Raw genomic sequence first — 14,918 nt, forward strand, 5'->3', positions numbered from 1 at the left:
TGCGAGATCCGGTCGAACTGGAGTGCGCGCACGTGACGACCGACGGTGCCACGGATGGCGGTGACGGGCACAGGGTGGACTTGGGAGCGACCGCGTCCGGATACGCCGTGGTCGTCCAAGCCGGTCGCGACGCGACGGTCGCGGTCCACCAGGGCGACCGCGCGCGGGTGGCATGGCCGGTACACCGCGACCTTCACGCGACGTAGAGGTATGACCGTTGCTGGACCCAAGCCCCGCCCACATCTGCGCCGCCTGCCGGACTGGGCGCGCTCAGCCCGTGCTCGGCCGCGGGCCGACAAGCAGTTCGTGCCCGTGCTGGGCTTGATCGCCCTCGTGCTCGTGGCGGGCGGGGTTTTGTGGCTGACGCTGGCCTGGCTGGAGCGGGTCGCCACCGTACAAGAGGACCTGGCCGAGCGGTGGGGACGCAAGTACGGGGCGATGATTCGCTTGTGGCGCAACGCCTAGGACGAATTCGTGCCGTTCCTGGACTACGACGTGGAGATCCGGCGGATGATCTGTTCCACCAACGCGATCGAGTTGCTCAACGCCCGCTACCGTCGGGCGGTCCGCGCCCGCGGGCGTTTTCCGACCGAGCAGTCGGCGATGAAGTGTCTGTACCTTGTCACCCGCAGCCTGGACCCGACCGGGACGGGCCGCGCGAGGTGGACGATGCGCTGGAAGCCCGTGCTCAACGCCTTCGCCATCACGTCGGTGACCGCTGGCCGAACGCCGAGACCTACTGATCAACAACGCCGGACACACCGGTCACGGGATGGACCCGTGGTGTTGCTGGTGCAGTCCAGTCAAGCTTTCCGATGATCCACGCAGGTATGGACCACAGTGGACTTTCGGGGAGGAGTTCTCCATTCTCAACGGTCATATAGTATGGAGCACGCATCAGGTATCCGTCTTTTCCGCCCGCCCAGGCTGTGGCGTCGTATTGGCACGATATCTCGACGGAATCAAAATCGTGACCCGCCCTGCTGAGGTCGAGGGTGAAGCGCCCGTAGTCGGACGGTACCCAGGATAAGGTAAGGTCGACGTCGTGGCCTTCGATCGTCAGTCGATGTATACCGTTTCGTGTGTTCAATCCAAAGTCGTCGGGGATAATCAGTCCGGGTACGCACTCCAATGCCTCGCGTAGTTCGTCGACTGCGTCTGTCTCGCGGTCGTAGAAGTTGTCGGGGAGCGACACCTGGGCATCATCCTCCGCAGACACTTCCGTGATTACGCCGTCGACGAGGTGGAACAAGAGTTCGGTTCGGATAAACACGCCAGCGATCTCGTCGGTCATGGTTTCCGGGTCGCCGCCGAGGTAAAGGCGGTTGACTGTGGCCTCGGCGTCGCCCAAGAAGTAGACCGTCGCGGAGACCTGATCGTGTCGAGCTTCGCCGAGATGACCTGGGTAGCTCGGCTCATCGTCGCCGGTGGTGTCGATGGCGACGTTGTCCACGCCGACCAATACCGTCAGCCTTGTGATATCGGCACCGTAGACGCGAGTGTCGTCCAGGTCGTCGGCGGCCTCGATCGCCCGATCCAGGCCTGAGGTGCTGCCGATGTCAAAGCCATCGGTTTCCCCACTCCATCCGCTGTTGAGATCGATCGGCAGTCGTTCCAGGAGATAGCGCACCACGGCGCGAGTCGCGCGTTCATCATCAACAGTGACATCGAACAACGTCGATCGCAACTGGAGCCGCGTCCGCGTCCTTGGCGTGGGCATGCCCCATGCCTCGCAGGCGCGGGTGATATCCCTGTCCTCGGTGAGGAACAGCAAGCGATCTACCGCTCCGTTGGCGGCCAAGATGACATCGCGAAGCCAAGCAGCATCGCTACCGCCGGTTTTCACCTTCTCTTTCCGTTTTCCCGGCGGACGCTGCAAGACCTGGTCCTTCAAACCTTCTAAGGCACTGTGGGGTGTCACGCTGATTACTCGGACATGATCGATGGCTTGGATAGCCGTCATGAAAGCGTCGATTACTCCTGCCTCGTCCTCATATAGCGGCTCAGTCATGGGTACCCGGCCACGTCGGAGATTCTTGCGAAGGTCGGACTGGGCTGTCATGAGGGTGCGCCAGTCGGTGCCGAGGTGCTCAGCCCATTCCCAGGCCACCGGCTCGGGAACCCAGGTTTGCTTGCCGATCCCATGCAACCGACGTGCCATGTGCTCGAGGTCGTCTAGGTTCGGCTTGGCGCGACCGTAGGCGTTAGCGTCAACCACCACGGCCAGCAACTCCGCGCGAGAGCCCTCATCCAGCCGTAGAGACGTATCGAAAGTCGCGACGTGCTCGGCATCGACCATAGTGAATGTTAACGCCAACAGACGAAACGCGTCGAGTGGGCGGAGGCCGCGGTCGCGAACTCGACCTCGTCGGACACCGTCGCGTCCCAACGCCGCTTCCGGTCGGCGACCCAGGACTGGGCAGGTACAGTTCCTCGGTCTGCGACCCACTTCAGTCGGTTTTGCGGATGGCGAGCGCGGCAGGCGCAAGTTCGGGTTGCCGGTTGAGCTGGGCTGCGATCGTCTGGGCGAAGGTGTTCCCCTCGATGGTGAGCGTGGTGTGGGTGCGGAGGTCTGTGCCGTCGCGGTGAACGAGCTGGTGGCCGAGTTCGTTCTCGAGTCGCCGGACGTAGCGGTCGAGGGTCTTTCGATCGAGGCCGAGGGCTGCGGCCGCGTCCTGAAGTGTCGCGTGGTTGCGCGTTTCGGCGAACGCGGCCAGGCGTTTCCACGGGCGGGTGCCGGTGAGCGCCGGGTGCAGCTCGGGCGGGACGGTGTCGGTGGAGTGGCGGGCGCTGCGGTGGCCGTGTGCTCCGGCCGGGCGGACGGCCAGGTCGTGGCGTCGGCACCAGCGCAGCACGGTGTTGGGGTGCAGGCCGAGTTCGGCGGCGAGTTCCTCGGCTGACCGGCCGCCGTCGACGTAGTGCTCGGTGAGCCACTCGCGGGTGATGCCGGCAGGTGGCCGGTGTGGGTCGCGCAGGGGGATGTCGTAGGCGGTGGCGAGCCGCGTGATCCGGCGGCGGTTGACCCGGTAGTGGGCGGCGAGCGTGGAAAGCGACCGGCCCTGGTTCTCGTAGAGGTCGCGGAACAGGTCCGAGGGGAGCCGACGCTGGAGGTGTTCCTGGACGGGGTCGGCGGCTGTGCCGGGTGGGGATTGCGTCAGCAGGTAGCGGGCGGCGGCCGGCGACATGCCCGATTGCGCGGCGGCCCGGCCGAGCGGGATCCCGGCGGCGAGCAGGGGATGCAGCGGTTCGGTGGCGAGGGTGTCTGGGTCGGGTCCGGGTAGGTGGAGGCCCTCGGCGAGGGTTCGGGGTGGTTGCCAGGTGACGGGTTCGTCGATGCCGTGGGCTGCGAGAAATTCCCTGGCCGCGAGATCGAGTTCGTGGGCGAGGTGGGTGGTGAGCAGGGTCGGGTGGTCGGCGACGGCGTCCCGCTGCTCTTTGGTGCCGGGTGCGAACGCCGCGGGCGCGAGCGCGGCGGGCAGTCCGCTGAGGGTTTCGAACAGCACGCAGCGCAGGGTGCGCAGCGTGCCGTGGCTGCGCCGGATGCCGGTGCGGGCGACGAGCGTGCGCCATCGGGGTTCGGGTAGCAGGGTGGTGTAGTCGAGGGTGCGGCGGCGGGCGTAGTCGATGGGGCTGCCGTGGGTGTCGAGATGGTGGGCGATGCGGCGCAGCGCGGTGCGTTGTGCGTTCCAGGCGGGGTCGTCGGTGAGGCGCCGCAGCGTGGCGGCCACGTAGTCGGCGGAGACGCCGGGGCCGAGCAGGGCGGTGGCCCGGGTGATCGACAGCGCGGTGCCGGCGGCGAGGGTCAGGCAGGCCAGTGCGCCGCGGAACAGGCGTTGCACGCCCCAGTGCGGTGCCAGGCGCAGAGTCCACCAGGGCCAGAACACCACCGGCAGCTGTGCCGACCGGTCACGGTCGGGGCAGGTCTGAGGTCCGCCGAGCAGGTCGCCGGACCATCCCGGCCTCGAACGAGGTCGAGCAGAACCGGGCAGGCAGGCCCGTGGGGATGGTGGGAACACGGTGCGGCGGGCGTGGCGCAGGACGCCGGTGAGTGTCGGCGTGAGGGTTTTCGTGTGCACGGGTTCGTGGTGGGCGGCCAGCAGGCGGCGGGTGGCATCGCCCGGGGTGCCCATCGTGGCCAGCATCGTGGCCGCGGTGTGCTCGTCGGTGCTGGACAGCACCGCCAGGACGCGGGTGGTGACGACCGCGGTGAGCGGGGCGCTGGTCGGTGTGGTCGCCCGCCCGCGCGCGCCGGGTGTTGCCGATGCCGACGGGTCGGTCAGGGCTGCCCGGTAGGCATCGGCCAGGCCGGCGAGAACGGGGTCGTCGACCGGTGTCGCCGTGGTGCGCAGGATCCGTGGCGCCAGCACCGCCAGGTCCGTGAGCAGCCGCGCGGCCGGGATGCCGGTGTAGAGGCCGAAGCCCGCCGTACCGGTGGTGAGCATCGTGTCGACGAGGTCTTGGGCGTGCAGCACCGGATGGTCTGCGGCGAGGGCGACCACTGGTGCGGTGGTGAGGTCGGTGTCGCAGCGGAGGTTCCGGCGCCCCGCCGAGGCGGGATGCTCCAGGCAGCGTGACGCCTGCGGTACGCGCAGCCACATGGTGCGCCGCTGTGGGACCTGCCCGCAGCTCGGACAGCGGTCGGCGAGCAGGCAGCGGTGGCGGGTGCAGGCGAACGACCAACCGAGTCGCCACCGCAGCAGCCATCGGCCGCCGTTGTCGGCCAGGCACCGCGGACAGAACCACGTGCCGCGTCGACGGGCCCACACGTACTGCGCCACCACCCGCCGCGCGGTGTGGTCGACCCGCAGCGCCACCGCGTCGTAGCGGGCCAGCGTCATCGCCCGCACCGCCGCGGGCGCGATCCCGGTCGCCGCCGCGACCCGCGACGACTCCCGTGCCCGCAGGCACACCGCGAACGCGGGCAGCCTTGCGCCGCGCCGCCGCGCCTGCCCCAACCCGAGCACGGGCAGCAGTTCCGACACCGGCGTCGCGAGCCGCCGCGACAACGCCTCCAACCAGGAATCCAGCCCCTCACCGGGCACCGGGTCCACCACGATCGGCAGCCGCCGCAGGCCGGTCACGGCGCGCCCGCGACCGAGCGGGATCTGCCGGGGGTGACGCGGCTGGTGATGCGCCGCCGGTCCAGCGCCGCGGCGAGTTCACGGCGGGCGTTCTCCGCGGCGGCGTCGTTCTTCACCCGGTCCAGCACCTCCCGATCCAGGCGCTCGGCCCCAGTGCGCACGGCGCGCTGGCAGCCACGGTTGATCAGCGTCATCAGCGAGCCGATGTGGCCGGTGGAGCGCGCGAACAGGTAATCGGGCAGCTCGTCGGCCAGCATCCCCCGCCGGGCGTCGGCCAGCACCAGACGCTGCTCGATCGCCAACAGCACACCACGCCACTGCCGCCGACGCTCCTGGGTGTCGATCAGGAACGGCTCCATCCCCAGCGGCGTGGTGCGCCGGCCGGACTGGGCCAGCACCGGGTTGCCCAGCGCGTCGACCTCGTCGAGCAGACCCCGTTCGGCCAGGCCGACGCCGACGAACACCAGGGTGACCGGGTACTCGTTGGCGATGTACTTGAAGTGGTTGCTGATCTCCACACCCGAGGTGTTGCGCCACCGCAGGAAGTGCAGGTCGTCCACGATCAGCAGCCGCACGTGACAGCTGATCATGCAGTCCAGCGCGCGGGAGGCGAACTGGGCGGCGGTGCCGCGGATGTTGCCCGGATGGGCGAAGAACTCCAGCATCGCGCGGTTGAAGTCCTTCAACCCGGTGTTGCCGGTCAGCCCGACCCGGCACACCGGTAACCGCTGGTGCCCCTCCGGCGTCCGGTCGCCGTGCTCGGCGATCTCGCGCAGGTGGAACTGCTTGGCGAACGCCAACACCGAGGTGGTCTTGCCCAAACCCGGGAACGCGTCGATCGCCACCGCGCCCTTGGCCTTGTCCCCGTCGTGGGCGTTGCTGTCCACGATGTCCCACAAGTCCTCGTGCAAGCCCGCCAGCTGAGGTGTCCGCAACGGGCCCAGGTTCGCGTGCCATTCCCGCCGCCGCCGGTCGTAATCGGCCCGCGCACCCTCCCCGAGCCCACCGATCCGCCCGCGGGTCAACGGCTCCGGCCGCACCCGGGCGGTCGCTTGAACGAAACGCTGCCAGCCTTCCTTGCGCGCCAGCGTGAGGTTGTCCAACCCGGCCGTGCTCACACGTCCTCCAACGCGTCGGCATAGAAGTCGTCCTCGTGCGCCAGCGCCTGCAGGTCCTCCGCGTCCTCGTCCCCCGTCTCCGCCACCGGCTCGTCCTGCGGCTCCGCCGCCCCGTCGTCCGTGCCGGCGGTCAGGACACGGGCCACCGAGGGCAACACCGACACCGGCGCCTCGCCCTGTGGCTCGGGCAGGTCGAGCGCCGACTGCTCGCGCGACAGCCTCAACGCCATCCGCCGCTCGGCCGGCGTCGTGCCCAGCCCGAGACTCCAGCGTTGGAACAGATCGGCGACCGCGACCTTGTCGTCCGGGTAGGTGTACCTAGCCGCGGCCAGTGTGCGGGCGAAGTCCAGCGCGTCCTCGCTCAGCGGCATCTCCAACGCCGGCGCGTGCTCCCAGAGCAGGGTGTGCCACCGGCGGGTGTGTGGATCGCGGAAGTAGGCGCGGGTCACGTCGTCCGGGTCGAGCTGGAACGGCCACCGCCCCTTGGCCTTGCCGGTGTAGGGGCTGGTCGTGTTCACCAACGTCGCCAGCGCCCCGGCCCGGTAGCGGCGGCCGGCGATCTCCACGCCGTAGTGCTGGATCGTGCGCCACTCGGTCTTGAGGAACTCGTAGGCGAGGTCCCGGTCGCGGGGGACCTCGATCCAGCCGGCCCGCGCGATGCCGTGCTCGAACATCTGAGCCGGCGACATCCGCAGACCCGGCACACGGGGATCGACCAGTCCGCTGTGCGGCCGCTGGTGATAGACGACCGCGACCCACTCCCTGATCACCGCTTCGAGCTCGTCGAGGAAGAAGAACGCCTCCGCCTCGGGATGCGACCCCCGCGAGTGGACATCCGGCCCCTTGTAGCCCGGCAACGCCTGGAGGAGATCCTCCCGAAGCGTGCGGAAGAACCTCTCCACCGGGCCCTTGTCCCGGCCCGTGCGCAGCCTCGCCGGTTGGATCGAGATCCCCATCCGACGGCACACGCTGGTCAGGTGCTCGGACACGAACACCTTGCCGTGGTCGACCACGATCGTCTCCGGCGCCACCGCCGGCGACGCCGCACCCGGCCGCTCCAGGGCGGCGGTGTCCACCAGCACCGATCGGGGAACGCCGTGCTCGGGCCACACCGCATGCACCGGCCAGTCGCGCCCGGCCGGGCGTGGCCGGTAGCACTGGTAGAGCACGGACGCCACGTCCACCGACTTGGTGGAGACCGGCGTGATCCTGATCCCGGTGATGCAGCGGGTGTACCAGTCCATGGCCACCGTCAACTCCGCCTGCACCCACCGCAGCGTCATCGGGTCCAGCGCGAACACGTCCAGCCGCGTGGTGTCCATCAACACGTACTCGCCGGGACGGGTCGGCCGCAGCTTCCCGTGGACCTCGGTGGGCCGATCGGCGATGTCCCGGTTCCGCTTGGCGCTGAGCCGGAACGTCGGATGCCGCCGCTCCAACTCCCCCAGCATCCGAAACGCCGTCGCCCTGCTGGGCGGCTTGACGACACCAGCACCGAAACGGGCCAGGACCCGCGCGTTCGCGCGGTCGATCACCATCGTCCGGGACGGCTTGGACTCGCCGGTGTGCTCGACCATGACTTCCAAGGCGATCTCCACCCACCGCCCGTCCACCCGTCCACCCGGCCCGCGGCGGGCGCTCTTGGACACCAGCCCGGCCACGCCGTCACGCCCGAAGTCCGACACCCACTGCCTGACCGTGCGCACGCTCACGCCCAACTCGGACGCCTTCGCCTTGTATCGGACCATCAACGGTAGTCCCGGCTCGAACTGCGCACGCGGCTCCCCGGCCTCCGCCAGGTCACCACTGCCGCAGCGATAACCCGTGAGCACTTCCCGCACGTGTGCGGCCAGTTCCAGGACCTGCCGTTTCTCCCGCTCGCTCAGCGCCGACAGCACCACGCTCGCGATCTCGCCCGCATCATCGGAGGACGGCCCCGGCCGGTCCGGGATCACCCGGACGCGATCCGAGGTCAGCAACTCTTTCACCGCGACACGAACGATCCGCGCGGCACGGACGACATTGAGCACCACCTCGTTGTTCGAGGCGGTGCAGAGCAACTCCACCACCTCGGCGACCTCACCGTCGTAGAGCAGACGGGTCCCGACTCCGAGCCGGACCACGGCGTCGCTCACGTCGGCCGCCTCAACACGCTGGCCAGGCTCAACGGACGATCGAAGTCGACGACGAAGTGCTGACACCACAGCAGGTGCAACACCGCCGAGCGCACCCTCGACCGCAGATGGCCGGTCGGGAACCGGTAAGCCTGCGCGAGCGTGGCCCCGTCGAGATCCGCCGCCCTCAGCAACGCCAGCAATGACGGGTCGAACAGCCAATCGCGGCGGAAGCCCGCCAAGAACCGCACGTTCTCCAACTCCATCGGCGGCGGCTCGTTCCACACCTCATAACGCCAGCCCTTCGACTCCACTGTCCGCCGCGTCCACCCGAAGGTGAAGACAGTGCTCTGCCCGAGCATCCGATGTCGGGGCTTCACGTCCACCACGACCGGTCCCCGGTCTGTGAGCAGGAGGTAGTCCGGGATGTGCCTGCGCACCGCACCGGAGACCTCGGCCTTCAACAAGAACGGCTGGGCGACGATGTGACGCACCGACCGGTCGTGATCGGCGTACAGAAGCCGTGTCAGCTCAAGCCTGGACTCGTAGATCACGAGATCGCGTACGGTGGCGGACCAGTAGGAGCCGGGATAGTGCCTCTGTCCGTGGTGCCACCGGAAAGTCCGCCAGGGCAACGCCATCCCCAACGCATCCGCGTCGACCCGGTCCCATGGACAGACGACCTTCATGGCCTCGCCCGGACGACGAAAACCCACAGACACCGATCCGACTGCGGACCCGTCCACCGATGCGTCGCCATCAGGGTGAGCGGACCGTGTGTGAGCCACACATCCACCATCGGCACCAGCAACACGACGCATGACCCCACGGCCGGAGTCCTACCCGAACAGCCCAGTCTCACGCGCGCTGCCAAGTGGCAGCATGGTGGCATTCTCGAATGAGAATTGGCAGTCGGTTTTGAGATCCTACAATGGTCCACTGCTTGAGCTGACGTCCCTCACCTGAAGTCGCGGGATCTGGACGGGATTCGCAGGTCCAGGTGTTGCAAGCGGTCCGCTAGGACGCTGACCACGCCTTCGGCGATTTCCACTGTTCCCCGTACCAGCAGGGCTGGGCTGTTCAGGGCCACCCGGCGGTACTTCGCCCACAGGCCGGTGGTGCAGACGACGTTGACCATGCCCGTTTCGTCTTCGACGTTCAGGAATGTGACGCCGCCTGCCGTGGCCGGTCGCTGGCGGTGGGTCACCGCGCCGCCTATGAGGACCCTGGTGCCGGGGTGGAGGTTCGCCAGGTTGTTCGTTGGCAGTGCTCCCAGTGCGGTGAGGCGGTCGCGGACGAATTGGGTTGGGAAGCTGTCCGGGGACAGGCCGGTGGCCCAGACGTCGGCCACTGCCAGTTCGATCTCGTCCATTCCCGGCAACGACGGGGCGGTCGTGCCCACCACTGTTCCCGGTAGGCGGTCCGGGCGCGTGTTCGCCACCGCTCCGGCCGCCCACAGGGCTTCCCTTCTCGCCACGCCGAAGCCGCCGAACGCGCCCGCCGTCGCCAGCGCCTCCACCTGCGGGGTGGTCAGTCGCAGTCTTGCCCCGACGTCCACCAGGTCGCGGAACGGACCGCCGCGGTCGCGTTCCGCCACCAGCGCCTCGGCCGCGGACTGCCCGATGGTGCGAACGGACGCCAACCCGATCCGCACCGCCTGCTTCCCCTCGAAGAGTTCCAGGCCCGCGTGGGGAAGGCTCGCGTTGACGTCCGGGCCGAAGACCCGGACGCCGTGCCTGCGGGCGTCTGCCACGAGTGACTGCGGCGAGTAGAAGCCCATCGGCTGGGCGCGCAGCAGGGCCGCGCAGAACGCCGCCGGGTAGTACAGCTTGAACCAGGCGCTGACGAAGACCAGGTGGGCGAAGCTCAGCGCGTGGCTCTCGGGGAACCCGAAGTTGGCGAACGCCAACAGCTTCGCGTAGATCCGGCCTGCCAGGTCCTCCTCGATGCCGTGCCGGGCGCACCCGGCGTAGAACCGGTCGCGCAACCTCTCCATCCGGAAGGTGGACCTCTTGGCCCCCATGGCCCGCCGCAGCTCGTCCGCCTCGGCGGGCGTGAAGTCGGCGACGTCCACGGCGATCTGCATCAGCTGCTCCTGGAACAGCGGCACCCCGTAGGTCCGGTCCAGCGCCTTCTTCAACCGGGGGTGGTCGTGCTCCCACTTCTCCTTCCCGTTGCGCCGCCGGATGTACGGGTGCACCGAGCCGCCCTGGATGGGGCCCGGCCGGATCAGGGCGACCTCCACCACCAGGTCGTAGAACTCCCTGGGCTTGAGCCGGGGCAGCGTCGCCATCTGGGCCCGGCTCTCCACCTGGAAGACGCCGACGGAATCCGCGCGGCACAGCATGTCGTAGACCGCGCCGTCGGCCAGGTCGATGCGCCCGAGGTCGACCTCGACCCCGTGGTGCTCCCGCACCAGGTCGATCGCGTAGTGCAGCGCGGACAGCATCCCCAGGCCGAGCAGGTCGAACTTGACCAGGTTGATCGACGCGCAGTCGTCCTTGTCCCACTGGAGCACGGTCCGGTTCGCCATCCGCGCGGGCTCCACCGGGCACACCTCGCTGACCGGCCGGTCGCAGATGACCATGCCACCGGAGTGGATTCCCAGGTGGCGCGGGAAGTTCTCCAGCTGCGCCGCCAACTCCACCACGGGCAACGGGATCCCGCTGTCCGCCGCGGTCTCGCGCAACGGCCCCCAGCGGTCGATCTCCCGGCTCCACGCGTCCTGCTGCCCCGCCGAGTAGCCGAGAGCCCGCGCCACGTCCCGGATCGCGGACTTCGCGCGGTAGCTGATCACGTTCGCCACCTGCGCCGCGTGCCTGCGGCCGTACTTCTCGTAGACGTACTGGATCACCTCCTCGCGGCGGTCCGACTCGATGTCCAGGTCGATGTCCGGCGGTCCGTCGCGCGCCGGGGCGAGGAACCGCTCGAACAGCAGCTCGAAGCGCACCGCGTCGACGTTCGTGATGCCGAGCGCGAAGCAGACGGCGGAGTTCGCCGCCGACCCCCGGCCCTGGCAGAGGATGCCGCGCTCGCGGCAGAACCGGACGATGTCGTGCACGACGAGGAAGTAGCCGGGGAACCCCAGGTCCTCGATGATCCGCAGCTCGTGCTCGACCTGCTGGAACGCCTTGGGGTTCTCCCCGACGGAGAAGTACCGCCGGGCAGCCCCCTCACGGGTCAGGTTCCGCAGGTGGCTGATCTCCGTCTCACCGGCGGGCACGTCGAACGGCGGCAGCTTCGGCGCCACCAGCCTGAGGTCGAACACGCACTGCAACCCCAGCACCGCGGCCCGGTGCACGGCTCCGGGGTAGCGCGCGAACCGCCGGGCCATCTCCTCACCGGACCGCATGCACGCCCCGGCGGCGGGCGGCAGCCACCCGGCCATCTCGTCCAGGCTGCGCCGCGCCCGCACGGCCGCCATCGCCGCGGCCAGCCGAGCCCGCGACTGGGTGGCGTAGTGCACGGCGTTGGTGGCGACCGTGGGCAACCCGAGATCGGTCGCCATGCCCGCGAGGAGGTCGTTCCTGGTGCTGTCACCGGGGAACCCGTGGTCGGTCAGCTCCACGAACACGCGTTCCGCGCTGTACAGCTCGACCAGCTTCCGCAGCTGCGCGAACGCCGCCTCCGGCCCCTCGCGGTCGAGCGCCCGCCGCACCGCCCCCTTGCGGCACCCCGTGAGCACGACGCAGTTCTCGCGGGTGTCGGCCACCACCTGCTCCAGGTCGTAGACCGGCCGCCCCTTCTCCGCCCCCTCGGCCAACTGCCCGTTGGTGATCGTGCGGCACAGCTCGTAGTAGCCGGTCTCGCGGAGGGCGAGCAGCAGCAGGTGCTCGCCCTCCGGGTCCGGGACCCCGTTCTGCGGCTGGGAGAGCCCGACGCTCAGCTCGGAGCCGAACACCGTGCGCACGCCCAGTTCCTTCGCCGCCTCGGCGAACCGCACCACGCCGTACACGCCGTCGTGGTCGGTCAGCGCGACGCCGTCGAGACCGAGCTGCTGCGCCGCCTCCACCAGTTCCTCCGGGTGGCTCGCGCCGTCCAGGAAGCTGAAGTTGGAGTGCGCGTGCAGCTCCACGTACGGCGTGCGGGTCTGGAGCATCCCCAGCTCGTCGACCCGCAGCCCCTGCTCCGGTGACGCCGTGTACCGCTCGCGGTGGTGCGTCCAGGCCGGGCTGTCACCGCCGTCGCCCTTCTCGTACGGCTTGCCGGACAGCGCGCGCTCCAGGTCGGACCAGCGCACCGGCGGGTTGTTCCACCCCATCAGAACAGCTCGTCGGGGGCCCGCCTCGGCAACGGCACCAGCACCGGCCTCGGTGTCCAGCCGAACCAGGCCAGGTACGCGGGCGCTTCCTGCCGTTCGCCGTCCTGGTCGATCTCGCCCGCCTCCCGCAACCAGTCCACGATGCCCTGGTAGTCGTCAGCCATCAGTCGTACACCCCTTCCACCGCCCACCGGCCGCCCGTGCGCACCAGCAGGAACGCTTGCTCCGCCCCGTTCTCCCCCGCGGTCAGCACCTGGAGGCGCGCCGCCCGGTGGGCCGCCCCGGGGTCCCACCACCGTTCGTCGACCGGCCACGGCCCTGCCCAGCCCCGCACCTCCTGGGACCTGCCGCCGAGCAGCACCCGGTGCGGCGGCGCGGTCAGCTCGTAGCGGCCGGTCACGCCGACGTCCGCGCCCGCGGCGTCCACCAGCCCGACCGGCACCGGTTCCACCGGCACCGTCGCGGGTGACGGCGCGGGCAGCCGCGCGGGCCACGGCTGGTCCGGGTCCGAGGCGGGCACGCGCTCGTCACCCCACGGCACGAGCCGCACCCGTTCGGCGGGCCCCCGGCCGCCGCCCAGCACCGGCGTCACCACCGCTCCGGGCCCGAGCAGGCCCTGGACGTGCACCAGCGCCCGTGCTGCCCGGTCCGCCACGTCGCCCTGGCTCTGGTCCAGCAGCCCCAGTTGCAGCGCGGCCGCACCCACCACCTCCTCGGGGTCGAGCCGCAGCACGGTGACGCCCGAGGTGAGCCGGGTGGTCGTCAGCCAGCCGTCGAGCTGCCACCGCACCCGGTCCGAGATCCCCTGCGGGGTCAGCGGTTCCGCGCACCGCCACACCCGTGACAGCTCCTCGCCGTTCTCGGTGGTCGCCCGGATCCCCAGCCGGGTGCACGCCAAGCCCCTGGCCACGAGCCCGACGTGCAGCAGCTCGGCCAGTCCCTTCGCGACGAACGCGGCGGCGTCCACCCGGTCCACCGGCGGGTCGAGGCGCTGCTCGACGGACAGCTCCGGTGGTGGCGTGCGCCGGTCGTGCGCCCGTTCCTCCAGCCCGCGGGCCAGCCGGTGGGCGAGCACCGCCTCCCCGCCGAACCGCGACGCCACGTCCCGCTCCGGGATCTCCGCGAACGCCCCCAGCGTCCGCAAACCCAGTCGCCGCAGCAGGTCCACCAGTTCGGGTCGGCCCCCGCGGCGTTCGGCGGGCTGGTCGAGCTCGGCGATCCCCAGCGGCGCCAGGAACTCCGCTGCCCGGCCTTCCGGCACGACCAGCCCGCGGTGGGCCGCGAGCGTGGCCGCGAACAGGCCGTCCGCGACCCCCACCTGCGCCTCGACCCCGGTCGTGTCCGCGATGTGGTCGATCACCGCCTCCGCGGCCTTCTCCGCGCTCCCGAAGTACCCGACCGGGCCTCGGGCGGGCACCGCGACCAGACCGGGCCGCACGACCTCGATCCCCGGCGCGAGGTGCTCGACGGCGGCGGCCACCGGCTCGAACACCCGCGCGTCCCGCTCCGGGTCGTCCTCGAACAGCACCACCTCCGGGCACCGGGCTTGGGCGGCCCGCTTCCGCTGCCCGCGCCGCACGCCCTCCGCGCGGGCCGTGGCCGAGCAGTGGACGACCTCGTTGCCGAGCACCACGGCGGCGGGCACCTGCGCGGGCGACCCGGCCGCCGCCGAAGCCGCGACCACCGGCCAGTCCTGGCACCAGACGGTCAGCGTCCGCACCACGACCACCCCGCCCTCCGCACGCACCACAGCCACGCCCGGACGAGCGGGAACCGGCTCGACCGACCGCCTCCGCAGGCCCTTCCCCGCCGCGGGACCTCCGCCAGCCGATCCCCCCGACGCCCTGGACCGAGACGGACCTCGTAGCGGCCGGGCAGCGCGGCGATCTCCTCCTCCACGCACGTCGGCCCCGGAACCCACCGGGCCTTGGCAGGACGACCGGCACCGGGCACGGCCCCCGCCCGCGATACCCGGACCGAGCACTCCACGACCAGCGGCACCACCCACGCCACACCGCGAACCGGCCCGAGCAGCACCCCCCGCCCACCGCCCGTCACCCCGCCACCGCCCCGCACAGTCGCCCACGAATCGAGCCGCGGCGGGGAAACCCCGCCGAACCGGGGGCCCTCAACACCGACGGCGCGACCACTCCCACGACCGACCGCGAACCAGACCTCCGCACCGCGCACCCGGCCCGACCGACAGCCCCCAGCCGCAACACCCGCGCCCCAGCCACCCCCGCGACCACCCGCGCCCCAGCCATCCCGCCACGGCCGGCAGCCCCCGCGACGACCGGCCACCCGGAACCGAAGTCACCGCTCGACGCGCCCCACCCGCGGCCCA

General features: G+C 70.6%; 8 protein-coding genes and 1 pseudogene. 1 reads left to right on the forward strand and 8 read right to left on the reverse strand.

The annotated features are described in order from the left end of the window. Window positions 1–399 precede the first annotated feature (399 nt). A pseudogene (locus VFZ92_RS18600) lies at window positions 400–743 on the forward strand (transposase); the annotation flags it as partial. Here VFZ92_RS18600 and VFZ92_RS18605 read toward each other — a convergent pair. The 8 genes from VFZ92_RS18605 to VFZ92_RS18640 form a co-directional block, all read right to left on the reverse strand. After that, window positions 737–2,299 (reverse strand): hypothetical protein, encoded by a 1,563-nt coding sequence (locus tag VFZ92_RS18605; protein ID WP_330877220.1) that lies wholly within the window; start codon window positions 2,297–2,299, stop codon window positions 737–739. The pseudogene VFZ92_RS18600 and the gene VFZ92_RS18605 overlap by 7 nt on opposite strands. A gap of 151 nt (window positions 2,300–2,450) precedes the next feature. Continuing rightward, window positions 2,451–5,081: a TniQ family protein gene (locus VFZ92_RS18610; RefSeq protein WP_330877221.1), complete on the reverse strand. Its 2,631-nt coding sequence runs from the start codon at window positions 5,079–5,081 to the stop codon at window positions 2,451–2,453. Continuing rightward, window positions 5,078–5,992, reverse strand: a complete 915-nt coding sequence (locus VFZ92_RS18615) for an AAA family ATPase (protein ID WP_330877222.1) — start codon at window positions 5,990–5,992, stop codon at window positions 5,078–5,080. The genes VFZ92_RS18610 and VFZ92_RS18615 overlap by 4 nt, the downstream gene beginning before the upstream one ends. A gap of 203 nt (window positions 5,993–6,195) precedes the next feature. After that, complete coding sequence (locus tag VFZ92_RS18620; protein WP_330877223.1) at window positions 6,196–8,334, reverse strand: helix-turn-helix domain-containing protein; 2,139 nt, start codon at window positions 8,332–8,334, stop codon at window positions 6,196–6,198. Beyond that, window positions 8,331–9,134, reverse strand: coding sequence for a TnsA-like heteromeric transposase endonuclease subunit (locus VFZ92_RS18625; protein WP_330877224.1), 804 nt, complete (start codon window positions 9,132–9,134; stop codon window positions 8,331–8,333). Before VFZ92_RS18625 ends, VFZ92_RS18620 begins: the two co-directional genes overlap by 4 nt. Window positions 9,135–9,271: 137 nt before the next feature. Continuing rightward, window positions 9,272–12,574: an error-prone DNA polymerase gene (locus tag VFZ92_RS18630; protein WP_330877225.1), complete on the reverse strand. Its 3,303-nt coding sequence runs from the start codon at window positions 12,572–12,574 to the stop codon at window positions 9,272–9,274. Next, a complete protein-coding gene (locus VFZ92_RS18635) occupies window positions 12,574–12,738 on the reverse strand; it encodes a hypothetical protein (protein WP_330877226.1) in 165 nt (54 codons plus the stop codon). Before VFZ92_RS18635 ends, VFZ92_RS18630 begins: the two co-directional genes overlap by 1 nt. Then, window positions 12,738–14,324 carry a DNA polymerase Y family protein gene (locus VFZ92_RS18640; RefSeq protein WP_414719939.1) on the reverse strand — a complete coding sequence of 529 codons (1,587 nt, stop codon included), beginning with the start codon at window positions 14,322–14,324 and terminating at the stop codon, window positions 12,738–12,740. Before VFZ92_RS18640 ends, VFZ92_RS18635 begins: the two co-directional genes overlap by 1 nt. Window positions 14,325–14,918 lie beyond the last annotated feature (594 nt).

The organism is Umezawaea sp. (assembly GCF_036375055.1).
In the GTDB taxonomy this organism is placed as follows: domain Bacteria; phylum Actinomycetota; class Actinomycetes; order Mycobacteriales; family Pseudonocardiaceae; genus Umezawaea.

Excerpts from the sequence above, each read along its gene's own strand:
- VFZ92_RS18605 (WP_330877220.1), bottom strand. The coding sequence starts at position 2,299 with ATGGTCGATGCCGAGCACGTCGCGACTTTCGATACGTCTCTACGGCTG.
- VFZ92_RS18630 (WP_330877225.1), bottom strand. The coding sequence starts at position 12,574 with ATGGGGTGGAACAACCCGCCGGTGCGCTGGTCCGACCTGGAGCGCGCG.
- VFZ92_RS18635 (WP_330877226.1), bottom strand. The coding sequence starts at position 12,738 with ATGGCTGACGACTACCAGGGCATCGTGGACTGGTTGCGGGAGGCGGGC.
- VFZ92_RS18625 (WP_330877224.1), bottom strand. The coding sequence starts at position 9,134 with ATGCGTCGTGTTGCTGGTGCCGATGGTGGATGTGTGGCTCACACACGG.